Here is a 12184-nt window from a genome sequence, read left to right on the forward strand (position 1 = left end):
GTTTTCTTTCTCACACGACAAAAAGCCTCATTAACAGAAGCGAAAAAAGAAAAAGAAGAAGCGGATCCGGGAATACATGGTCAGTATGCTGTCCGTTGTGTTATCAGATAACAGTTAATAGACCCGATGCAACCGGTTGTGTCAACCAAAAAAAACGCGCCCGGAGGGCGCGCAGAGACAAAACTCAATTTATTATATTTTTTATTCTGCGGATTCTTCATCAGACACAAGGTTAGCTTCTTTGACGCTGTTATCCGCGCGGCGTGCTTCTCCTTTGTGCTGTGCTTTATTCAGTTGCCGTTCCAGTTTCGCCAGTAATTCATTGATGGCGGCATACATATCAGCGTGTTTGGCGCTGGCAACTAAATTTCCATTCGGTGTGCTGATGGTGGCATCAACCACAAAACCCTGCGGATCTTTCGCGAGGATAATGTGCGGGTTAATTAAAGGAACCTGCCACTTACTCAGCTTATCGAGACGGTTTTCAACATGCTCCCGGATTGCCGGGGTGATCTCCATTTGCTTACTGGTGATATTCACATTCATAGTGACCTCTCTTTGTTACATCCGTCTTGTTGATACTCAGAATACGTTGATGGCCGCAAGAAAAAATTGATCGCCGTCACTAATATTTTTTAGTTTTTTCAAAAGGTTATAATTTTGTGACTCAGACTGAGAATACGGAGGATACAACTTGCGGGAAAGGACTGAATCGTGCATTATCGATAAGTTGGCTGACCGCATATTCTCAGAGAAGAGAAGGCTGTCGGCCATTTTTTATGCAATAACACCATGATAAGACAATAAAAAAGCCATCCGGGGATGGCTTTTTTAATCAGATGAGTAAAACGGAACTCAGTCGCGCGGATTGTCAGCAATCAGTTTTGCCACTTTTCCGGCTTCCGCCGTTAATCCCAGTTCATTATAGGCATTTTCCATCAGCGGCAGCGCCTGGCGTGTCGCCAGTGTGTCCGGATAGTCACGCAGCATTAATTCAACCCGGTTAATCACCGCGACATATGCCCCGCGTTTCGTGTAGAATTTCGCAACGGCCAGCTCAAAGGCCGCCAGACGATCTTTGAGGAACACCAGACGTTTCGCTGAGTCTGTTGCATAAATGCTGTTCGGATAATAGCGCAGTAACTGGCTGAAATCCTGGAATGCAACACGTGCGTTCTGAGGATCACGATCTGCACGATCAATACCAAAGAAGCTCTGCAGCATGTTATCATCGAGCGCCTGAGCAGTCAGACCACGCATATACAGAACGTAATCGATGTTCGGATGTGTCGGGTTCAGACGCATGAAACGGTCAATGGAGGCCAGTGCCATCTGTAAATCACCTGCTTTATAGTAGGCGTAAATCAGATCCAGCTGAACCTGCTGTGAATACGGGCCGAAAGGAAAACGGTTATCGAGGGTTTCAAGCTGCGTGATGGCCCCTTTATAGTTACCGTCCTGTAATTTTTCCTGGCCGACAGTATACAGCTCTGACGGTGAGGCATCCGGGAGAATTTCCTTGTTTCCGGAACAGCCGGACAACATGAGGCTTAGCGTGGCTGCGGCCACGAGATATTTCATACGTATCATCACGTGTTGATTATCCTCTGAATATTTTTTAGGGAGCACTCCGTACAGCTCCCGCTGGCGATCACGATACAATACCACATAGTTTAAATGAAACGGTGTTACCGTTCAAAATATAACTTTCTGAAACAGAGACAAACATGGCTCAAGAAATACAACTTACCGCAACTATCAATGAATCACAGCTCGGTCAGCGTTTAGATCAGGCTTTGGCGGAATTGTTCCCTGATTATTCACGATCACGTATAAAAGAATGGATCTTAGATGACAGGGTTCAGGTTAACGGCCGTCTTGTCAACAAACCAAAAGAAAAAATGCTGGGCGGGGAACAGGTCAGTATTGATGCACTGATCGATGAAGACATGCGTTTTGAACCGCAAAACCTGCCGCTCAATATTGTTTATGAAGATGATGATATCCTGGTGATTAATAAACCGCGTGATTTTGTGGTGCATCCGGGCGCGGGTAATCCTGACGGCACCGTCCTTAATGCGCTGCTGTATCACTATCCGGATATTGCCGATGTACCGCGTGCGGGGATTGTTCACCGTCTGGATAAAGACACCACCGGACTGATGGTGGTGGCGAAAACTGTTCCGGCTCAGACCCGGCTGGTGGAATCACTGCAGCTGCGTGAGATCACCCGTGAATATGAAGCGGTGGCCAACGGCCGTATGACGGCAGGCGGCAAAGTGGAAGAGCCTATCTCCCGCCATCCGACCAAGCGCACCCATATGGCCGTTAACCCGATGGGTAAACCGGCAGTGACACATTACCGTGTGATGGAGCATTTCCGTGCCCACACCCGTCTGCGGCTGCGTCTGGAAACCGGCCGTACGCACCAGATTCGTGTCCATATGGCACATATCAACCATCCGCTGGTGGGTGATCAGCTTTACGGCGGTCGTCCGCGTCCGCTGAAAGGCGCAAGTGATGAATTCCGCGATGCACTGCGTGAGTTTGACCGCCAGGCTCTGCATGCCACTATGCTGCGTCTTTATCATCCGATCTCCGGTATTCAGATGGAGTGGCACGCGCCGATTCCGGATGATATGGTGAAACTGATTGAGGTTCTCAAAGCTGATGCACAAGCGCATCAGGATGATATGGACTGGTAAGGAGTCACCATGACCGCACTGATTACCCCGGAATGGCCGCTGCCCGCAGGCGTGAGTGCCTGTAGTTCACTACGTACAGGCGGTGTCAGTCAGCCGCCGTTTGACAGCCTGAATCTGGGGCTGCACACCGGTGATGACCCGGAGGATGTCGCCCGCAACCGGGCGATTCTGGCGGAGGCGGCCGGGTTCCCCGGTACGCCGCTTTGGCTGAATCAGGTACACGGAACGGATGTTGCCATTCTTGATGACAACACACCGCGCGGCCCGCAGGCTGACGCGGTGTATACCCGTACGCCGGGGAAAGTCTGTGCGATCATGACGGCAGATTGTCTGCCGGTGCTGTTCTGCTCCCGTGACGGGCGTGAAGTGGCGGGGGCCCATGCAGGCTGGCGCAGTTTATGCGGCGGCGTGCTGGAAAATACCGTGTCCTGCTTTGCTGCTGCGCCGTCAGATATCATCGCCTGGCTGGGGCCGGCCATCGGCCCGCAGAAATTTGAGGTCGGTGCGGAAGTGCGGGAGGCGTTTATGGCGCACGCCGCAGAAGCGGCCTCGGCATTTATACCTTATGGTGATAAATATCTGGCGGATATTTATCAGCTTGCCCGTCAGCGCCTGGCCGCAGCCGGTGTGACCGCTGTTTCCGGCGGCACCGAATGTACTGTGACGGACAGTGCCCGTTTCTTCTCTTACCGGCGCGATGCCCGGACCGGGCGTATGGCGTCATTTATCTGGATCAACCCTCAGTAAAAGTCATAACCTTCAGGATTACGCATAATATTTAATATTTTTTCAAAATCCGGCTTGAATATTTGACAAAAGTCCTCATTTAGTACTTAGCGAAAATTCAAAGCCATTTTTGGGAGGTGTTATGCGTTTGGATCGTTTCACGAATAAATTCCAGCAAGCGCTCGCCGACGCCCAGTCTCTTGCAGTCGGGCACAGCAATCAGTTTATTGAACCCGTGCATTTACTGTCAGCATTTCTGCATCAGGACGGCGGGTCGGTGCGTCCGTTACTGGCATCAGCCGGGGCGGATATTGCGCAGCTTAATCAGAGGATTGATGACACTATCAATCGTTTACCGCAGGTGGAAGGTTCCGCCGGGGATGTGCAACCCTCGCAGGATTTAATCCGTCACCTGAATATATGTGACCAGATTGCACAAAAACAAAATGATGCTTATATCGCATCCGAAATTTTTGTTCTGGCTGTATTAGAGAGCAACAGCTCATTAGCAGACGTATTAAAAACAGCCGGGATTAATAAACAAACAATTAAGAAGGCTATAGACACTATGCGTGGTGGTGAGAATGTGAATGACCAGGGCGCGGAAGATCAACGCCAGGCCCTGAAGAAATATACAATTGATTTAACTGAGCGCGCCGAATCCGGCAAGCTTGACCCGGTTATCGGCCGTGATGAAGAAATCCGCCGGACTATCCAGGTCTTACAGCGCAGAACCAAAAACAACCCGGTGCTGATCGGGGAACCCGGGGTGGGTAAAACCGCTATCGTGGAAGGACTGGCGCAGCGTATCGTCAACGGCGAAGTGCCGGAAGGACTGAAAAACAAACGCGTGTTGTCACTGGATCTCGGTGCGTTACTGGCCGGTGCCAAATACCGCGGTGATTTCGAAGAGCGTCTGAAAGCGGTTCTGAATGAATTATCCAAAGAAGAGGGGAATGTCATCCTCTTCATTGATGAGTTGCATACGATGGTCGGCGCAGGTAAAGCCGATGGCGCAATGGATGCAGGGAACATGCTGAAACCGGCACTGGCCCGTGGTGAACTGCACTGTGTGGGTGCGACCACACTGGATGAGTATCGCCAGTATATAGAGAAAGATGCGGCATTAGAGCGCCGCTTCCAGAAAGTCTATGTGGCAGAGCCGACAGTGGAAGATACCATCGCGATTCTGCGTGGCCTGAAAGAGCGTTATGAACTGCATCACCATGTGCAGATCACTGACCCGGCCATTGTCGCGGCGGCAACATTATCTCACCGCTATATCACGGATCGTATGTTACCGGATAAAGCGATTGACCTGATTGATGAAGCGGGTGCAAGTCTGCGTATGCAGATGGATTCCAAACCGGAATCCCTCGACAGACTGGATCGCCGTATCATTCAGTTAAAACTGGAACAGCAGGCTCTGAAGAAAGAGTCTGATGATGCCAGTAAAAAACGGCTTGATATGCTGGAGCAGGAATTAAGTGAGAAAGAGCGCGAGTATGCGTCTCTGGAAGAAGAGTGGAAAGCCGAGAAAGCAACATTGTCCGGCACCCAGCATATCAAAGCAGAACTGGAGCAGGCGAAAACCGCACTGGAACAGGCACGCCGTACCGGTGATCTGACCAAAATGTCGGAATTACAGTACGGTAAAATTCCGGAGCTGGAAAAACAGCTGGCGGCAGCGAATGCGGCAGAAGATAAAGATATGAAACTGCTGCGTAATAAAGTAACGGATGTGGAAATCGCTGAAATCCTGGCGCGCTGGACCGGTATTCCGGTATCCCGCATGCTGGAGGGCGAGCGTGAAAAACTGCTGCGTATGGAGCAGGTAATGCACAGTCGTGTGATCGGCCAGGATGAAGCGGTCGATGCGGTGGCGAATGCTATCCGCCGCAGCCGTGCCGGATTATCTGATCCGAATCGTCCGATTGGTTCGTTCCTGTTCCTGGGGCCGACCGGGGTGGGTAAAACCGAGCTGTGTAAAGCACTGGCTGACTTCCTGTTCGACAGCGATGATGCCATGGTGCGTATCGATATGTCCGAGTTTATGGAAAAACACTCCGTGGCACGGCTTATCGGGGCACCTCCGGGATATGTCGGGTATGAAGAGGGCGGTTATCTGACCGAAGCGGTCCGCCGTCGTCCTTATTCCGTCATTCTGCTGGATGAAGTGGAAAAAGCGCATCCGGATGTCTTCAACATCTTATTACAGGTGCTGGATGACGGACGGCTGACAGATGGTCAGGGGCGTACCGTGGATTTCCGTAACACGGTGGTGATTATGACCTCTAACCTGGGTTCTGACCGGATTCAGGAGCACTTTGGTGAACTGAACTACGATGCAATGAAAGGCGCGGTCATGGAAGTGGTTTCTCATCACTTCAGACCGGAATTCATCAACCGTATTGATGAAGTGGTGGTATTCCATCCGCTGGCGAAAGAGCAGATCCACGCGATTGCGAAAATTCAGCTCAAACGTCTGTACAAACGTCTGGAAGAGCACGGCTATCAGGTTACTATCACTGACAGTGCGCTGGATAAACTGGCGGAAGCCGGATTCGACCCGGTATTCGGGGCGCGTCCGCTGAAACGGGCTATTCAGCAGGAGATCGAAAACCCGATGGCGCAGGCGATGCTGTCCGGCAAACTGATTCCGGGCAAAATGATCACCCTGGATTTAGCCGATGGTGTGATTACCGCGAAACAGTAATAACAACAGAAAGCAAAACAGAGGGGCGCGAAAGCGCCCCTCAGGCCGTTGACAAACCCGCAGGGGTTGGCGACGACCGGCAGAGGTTGTAAAAATAAACCAGGAAAATCAATTTATTGATTTTCGGCTGATAACACAAAGCAGGAAAAACCACGTTTTATCCTGCTTTGTCAGCAATCTCAGGGGTGCGAAAGCGCCCCTTTTTTGTGCATCATGCACAGGAAATCAGCGATATCTTGTGTGTTTGCCCGGTTTTTGAGCAAACGGAAAAAAAGTTGAAATAAACACTTGCGTGATCTCAGCGAGTGTCTATAATGCGCCCTCACTGACACGGAGCAACACGCTGAGAAGCGCGCCGGCAGCAGAGAAAAAGCGAAAAAGTTGAAAAACAACGCTTGACTCGAAGGGGCTGAAAACGTAATATACGCAGCCTCGCAACAACGCAGAAGACCGGCAACGGCAGCGAATGTTGCAACTGCTCTTTAACAATTTATCAGACAATCTGTGTGGGCACTCGCAGGACATATCACAAAAAATATTATTTTTGAGAAGTCTTGAAGAGTGACCAATACAGCAGCTTAGAAATAAGCAGCAGTAAACAGTTTAATTCTTTGAGCATCAGACACTTTTAATTGAAGAGTTTGATCATGGCTCAGATTGAACGCTGGCGGCAGGCCTGAACACATGCAAGTCGGGCGGTAACAGGGAGAAGCTTGCTTCTCTGCTGACGAGCGGCGGACGGGTGAGTAATGTATGGGGATCTGCCTGATGGAGGGGGATAACTACTGGAAACGGTAGCTAATACCGCATAATGTCCACGGACCAAAGCGGGGGACCTTCGGGCCTCGCACCATCAGATGAACCCATATGGGATTAGCTGGTAGGTAAGGTAACGGCTTACCTAGGCGACGATCCCTAGCTGGTCTGAGAGGATGATCAGCCACACTGGGACTGAGACACGGCCCAGACTCCTACGGGAGGCAGCAGTGGGGAATATTGCACAATGGGCGCAAGCCTGATGCAGCCATGCCGCGTGTATGAAGAAGGCCTTCGGGTTGTAAAGTACTTTCAGTCGGGAGGAAGGTGTTAAGGTTAATAACCTTGACAATTGACGTTACCGACAGAAGAAGCACCGGCTAACTCCGTGCCAGCAGCCGCGGTAATACGGAGGGTGCAAGCGTTAATCGGAATTACTGGGCGTAAAGCGCACGCAGGCGGTTGATTGAGTCAGATGTGAAATCCCAGGCTTAACCCGGGAATTGCATCTGATACTGGTCAGCTAAGAGTCTTGTAGAGGGGGGTAGAATTCCATGTGTAGCGGTGAAATGCGTAGAGATGTGGAGGAATACCGGTGGCGAAGGCGGCCCCTGGACAAAGACTGACGCTCAGGTGCGAAAGCGTGGGGAGCAAACAGGATTAGATACCCTGGTAGTCCACGCTGTAAACGATGTCGACTTGGAGGTTGTGCCCTTGAGGCGTGGCTTCCGGAGCTAACGCGTTAAGTCGACCGCCTGGGGAGTACGGCCGCAAGGTTAAAACTCAAATGAATTGACGGGGGCCCGCACAAGCGGTGGAGCATGTGGTTTAATTCGATGCAACGCGAAGAACCTTACCTACTCTTGACATCCAGAGAACTTAGCAGAGATGCTTTGGTGCCTTCGGGAACTCTGAGACAGGTGCTGCATGGCTGTCGTCAGCTCGTGTTGTGAAATGTTGGGTTAAGTCCCGCAACGAGCGCAACCCTTATCCTTTGTTGCCAGCGAGTAATGTCGGGAACTCAAAGGAGACTGCCGGTGATAAACCGGAAGAAGGTGGGGATGACGTCAAGTCATCATGGCCCTTACGAGTAGGGCTACACACGTGCTACAATGGCGTATACAAAGGGAAGCGACCCTGCGAAGGCAAGCGGAACTCATAAAGTACGTCGTAGTCCGGATTGGAGTCTGCAACTCGACTCCATGAAGTCGGAATCGCTAGTAATCGTAAATCGGAATGCTACGGTGAATACGTTCCCGGGCCTTGTACACACCGCCCGTCACACCATGGGAGTGGGTTGCAAAAGAAGTAGGTAGCTTAACCTTCGGGAGGGCGCTTACCACTTTGTGATTCATGACTGGGGTGAAGTCGTAACAAGGTAACCGTAGGGGAACCTGCGGTTGGATCACCTCCTTACCTAGTTGATTTGGAATGTGAGTGTTCACACAGATTGTCTGATAGAAAGAAGCAGATACCGGAAATAGGCTTGTAGCTCAGGTGGTTAGAGCGCACCCCTGATAAGGGTGAGGTCGGTGGTTCAAGTCCACTCAGGCCTACCACTTTTCACTGATACTGCGTTGCGGCTCCGCTCGTTTACGTCAGTAAACTTCGCGAACCCACGCCTTGTCTCAGTAAAAAGCACCTTTTGAGGAAGGTGAAGGTGACCCGGAAAAACCAAATAATGGGGCTATAGCTCAGCTGGGAGAGCGCCTGCCTTGCACGCAGGAGGTCAGCGGTTCGATCCCGCTTAGCTCCACCATTATCTGATATCTGAAAAATAATTCAGAGTTTACCGGAAACGGTATGCTGTGAATTATTATGCTCTTTAACAATCCGGAACAAGCTGAAAAATTGAAACAATCAATATTATCACCGAGGTAATATTGATGAGTCTCTCAGCCGAACAACTTTGAACGTGTTCTTCAGTGTAAGACGCGGCGAGCGAAGTGATTTCGCGAAGGCCGGAGCACAGTGAGCGCAGCATACTCAGGTATGTGAGCATCACGAGCACCGCCCGACAAAGAAATCGCAAAGCGCAGTCCGTCGGTTCATATAAGACACCTTCGGGTTGTGAGGTTAAGCGAATAAGCGTACACGGTGGATGCCTAGGCAGTCAGAGGCGATGAAGGACGTGCTAATCTGCGATAAGCGCCGGTAAGGTGATATGAACCGTTATAACCGGCGATTTCCGAATGGGGAAACCCAGTGCAATTCGTTGCACTATCATTACCTGAATACATAGGGTAATGAAGCGAACCGGGAGAACTGAAACATCTAAGTACCCCGAGGAAAAGAAATCAAACGAGATTCCCCCAGTAGCGGCGAGCGAACGGGGAGCAGCCCAGGACCTTAATCAGCATCAGTGTTAAGAGAACAGTCTGGAAAGGCTGGCCACAGCAGGTGATAGCCCTGTATCTGAAAGCACTGGTGTTGTGAGTCCGATGAGTAAGGCGGGACACGTGTTATCCTGTCTGAATATGGGGGGACCATCCTCCAAGGCTAAATACTCCTGACTGACCGATAGTGAACCAGTACCGTGAGGGAAAGGCGAAAAGAACCCCGGCGAGGGGAGTGAAAAAGAACCTGAAACCGTGTACGTACAAGCAGTGGGAGCACCTTTATGGTGTGACTGCGTACCTTTTGTATAATGGGTCAGCGACTTATATTCTGTAGCAAGGTTAACCGAATAGGGGAGCCGCAGGGAAACCGAGTCTTAACTGGGCGTCTTAGTTGCAGGGTATAGACCCGAAACCCGGTGATCTAGCCATGGGCAGGTTGAAGGTTGGGTAACACTAACTGGAGGACCGAACCGACTAATGTTGAAAAATTAGCGGATGACTTGTGGCTGGGGGTGAAAGGCCAATCAAACCGGGAGATAGCTGGTTCTCCCCGAAAAGCTATTTAGGTAGCGCCTCGTGAATTCATCTCCGGGGTAGAGCACTGTTTCGGCTAGGGGGGTCATCCCGACTTACCAACCCGATGCAAACTGCGAATACCGGAGAATGTTATCACGGGAGACACACGGCGGGTGCTAACGTTCGTCGTGAAGAGGGAAACAACCCAGACCGCCGGCTAAGGTCCCAAAGTCATAATTAAGTGGGAAACGAAGTGGGAAGGCTCAGACAGCCAGGATGTTGGCTTAGAAGCAGCCATCATTTAAAGAAAGCGTAATAGCTCACTGGTCGAGTCGGCCTGCGCGGAAGATGTAACGGGGCTAAATTATGCACCGAAGCCGCGGCAGCGATATGTAAATATTGTTGGGTAGGGGAGCGTTCTGTAAGCCTGTGAAGGTGACCTGTGAGGGTTGCTGGAGGTATCAGAAGTGCGAATGCTGACATAAGTAACGATAATGCGGGTGAAAAACCCGCACGCCGGAAGACCAAGGGTTCCTGTCCAACGTTAATCGGGGCAGGGTGAGTCGACCCCTAAGGCGAGGCTGAAAAGCGTAGTCGATGGGCAACGGGTTAATATTCCCGTACTGGTGGTAACTGCGAAGGGGGGACGGAGAAAGCTAAATCATCCGGGCGACGGTTGTCCCGGTTTAAGCGTGCAGGTGGACTGACCAGGCAAATCCGGTCGGTTGTTAACACTGAGGCGTGACGACGAGCCACTACGGTGGTGAAGTGATTGATGCTCTGCTTCCGGGAAAAGCCTCTAAGCTCCAGGTTACCATTAATCGTACCCCAAACCGACACAGGTGGTCAGGTAGAGAATACTCAGGCGCTTGAGAGAACTCGGGTGAAGGAACTAGGCAAAATGGTGCCGTAACTTCGGGAGAAGGCACGCTGGCATTAGGTGAAGTGATTTACTCACGGAGCTGAAGCCAGCCGCAGATACCAGCTGGCTGCAACTGTTTATTAAAAACACAGCACTGTGCAAACACGAAAGTGGACGTATACGGTGTGACGCCTGCCCGGTGCCGGAAGGTTAATTGATGAGGTTAGCGCAAGCGAAGCTTCTGATCGAAGCCCCGGTAAACGGCGGCCGTAACTATAACGGTCCTAAGGTAGCGAAATTCCTTGTCGGGTAAGTTCCGACCTGCACGAATGGCGTAATGATGGCCAGGCTGTCTCCACCCGAGACTCAGTGAAATTGAACTCGCTGTGAAGATGCAGTGTACCCGCGGCAAGACGGAAAGACCCCGTGAACCTTTACTATAGCTTGACACTGAACATTGAGCCTTGATGTGTCAGGATAGGTGGGAGGCAACGAAGTGTGGACGCCAGTCTGCACGGAGCCGACCTTGAAATACCACCCTTTAACGTTTGATGTTCTAACCCAGACCCGTAATCCGGGTTGGGGACCGTGTCTGGTGGGTAGTTTGACTGGGGCGGTCTCCTCCCAAAGAGTAACGGAGGAGCACGAAGGTTGGCTAAGCATGGTCGGACATCATGCGGTTAGTGCAAAGGCATAAGCCAGCTTGACTGCGAGAGTGACGGCTCGAGCAGGTACGAAAGTAGGTCTTGGTGATCCGGTGGTTCTGAATGGAAGGGCCATCGCTCAACGGATAAAAGGTACTCCGGGGATAACAGGCTGATACCGCCCAAGAGTTCATATCGACGGCGGTGTTTGGCACCTCGATGTCGGCTCATCACATCCTGGGGCTGAAGTAGGTCCCAAGGGTATGGCTGTTCGCCATTTAAAGTGGTACGCGAGCTGGGTTTAGAACGTCGTGAGACAGTTCGGTCCCTATCTGCCGTGGGCGCTGGAAGATTGAGAGGGGTTGCTCCTAGTACGAGAGGACCGGAGTGAACGCACCACTGGTGTACGGGTTGTGATGCCAATTGCATTGCCCGGTAGCTAAGTGCGGAAGAGATAACCGCTGAAAGCATCTAAGCGGGAAACTTGCCTCGAGATGAGTCTTCCCTGACCCTTTAAGGGTCCTGAAGGAACGTTTGAGACTAAGACGTTGATAGGCTGGGTGTGTAAGTGCAGCGATGTATTGAGCTAACCAGTACTAATGAACCGAGAGGCTTAACCTGACAACACCGAAGGTGTTTTGAGTTGAGAGACGAAGAGATTTTTCAGCATAGTGAAGAGACAACAGAGTCATTCATTATGAAAAGCTTGTTTTGGATTAAATGAATTTGCCTGGCGGCCGTAGCGCGGTGGTCCCACCTGACCCCATGCCGAACTCAGAAGTGAAACGCCGTAGCGCCGATGGTAGTGTGGGGTCTCCCCATGTGAGAGTAGGGAACCGCCAGGTTATTATTAAGTGAAGAAGCCACCCTTTGGGTGGCTTTTTTGCGTTTGGGCGAAAAGAAAAATAACGCAATGTGTG

At 51.2% G+C, this 12184-nt stretch carries 5 protein-coding genes, 2 tRNA genes, 3 rRNA genes and 1 other annotated feature (1 of these 11 only partly in view); of the genes, 8 read left to right on the plus strand and 2 right to left on the minus strand.

The genetic code is table 11. The annotated features are described in order from the left end of the window. Positions 1-79: a sequence feature (Phe leader region), on the minus strand; it reaches 43 nt to the left of the window's first position. Positions 80-201: 122 nt separating this feature from the next. Continuing rightward, complete coding sequence (raiA, locus tag JC793_RS04540; RefSeq protein WP_004237887.1) at positions 202-546, minus strand: ribosome-associated translation inhibitor RaiA; 345 nt, start codon at positions 544-546, stop codon at positions 202-204. 309 nt (positions 547-855) lie between these two features. Beyond that, complete coding sequence (gene bamD / locus JC793_RS04545; protein ID WP_166708923.1) at positions 856-1590, minus strand: outer membrane protein assembly factor BamD; 735 nt, start codon at positions 1588-1590, stop codon at positions 856-858. A 137-nt stretch (positions 1591-1727) separates the two neighbouring features. On the opposite strand from bamD, the gene rluD reads away from it, so the two are divergent. The 8 genes from rluD (at position 1728) to rrf (ending at position 12109) form a co-directional block, all read left to right on the plus strand. Further along, positions 1728-2705 carry a 23S rRNA pseudouridine(1911/1915/1917) synthase RluD gene (gene rluD, locus JC793_RS04550; protein WP_046895225.1) on the plus strand — a complete coding sequence of 326 codons (978 nt, stop codon included), beginning with the start codon at positions 1728-1730 and terminating at the stop codon, positions 2703-2705. 9 nt (positions 2706-2714) lie between these two features. Further along, entirely contained in the window at positions 2715-3452 is a 738-nt protein-coding gene (gene yfiH / locus JC793_RS04555) for a purine nucleoside phosphorylase YfiH (protein ID WP_166707183.1), read from the plus strand. A 121-nt stretch (positions 3453-3573) separates the two neighbouring features. Then, positions 3574-6147, plus strand: coding sequence for an ATP-dependent chaperone ClpB (gene clpB, locus JC793_RS04560; RefSeq protein ID WP_218427626.1), 2574 nt, complete (start codon positions 3574-3576; stop codon positions 6145-6147). Positions 6148-6776: 629 nt separating this feature from the next. Continuing rightward, positions 6777-8319: ribosomal RNA gene (locus JC793_RS04565) — 16S ribosomal RNA — on the plus strand. 66 nt (positions 8320-8385) lie between these two features. Beyond that, positions 8386-8462 (plus strand) — tRNA-Ile (locus JC793_RS04570). A 124-nt stretch (positions 8463-8586) separates the two neighbouring features. Continuing rightward, positions 8587-8662, plus strand: a tRNA-Ala gene (locus tag JC793_RS04575). 315 nt (positions 8663-8977) lie between these two features. Beyond that, positions 8978-11885 (plus strand): 23S ribosomal RNA (locus tag JC793_RS04580). A gap of 108 nt (positions 11886-11993) precedes the next feature. Then, positions 11994-12109: ribosomal RNA gene (gene rrf / locus JC793_RS04585) — 5S ribosomal RNA — on the plus strand. The 16S, 23S and 5S rRNA genes sit together here with 2 tRNA genes alongside, the layout of an rRNA operon. The last annotated feature ends 75 nt before the right edge of the window (positions 12110-12184 follow it).

The organism is Morganella morganii (assembly GCF_019242955.1).
GTDB lineage: Bacteria > Pseudomonadota > Gammaproteobacteria > Enterobacterales > Enterobacteriaceae > Morganella > Morganella sibonii.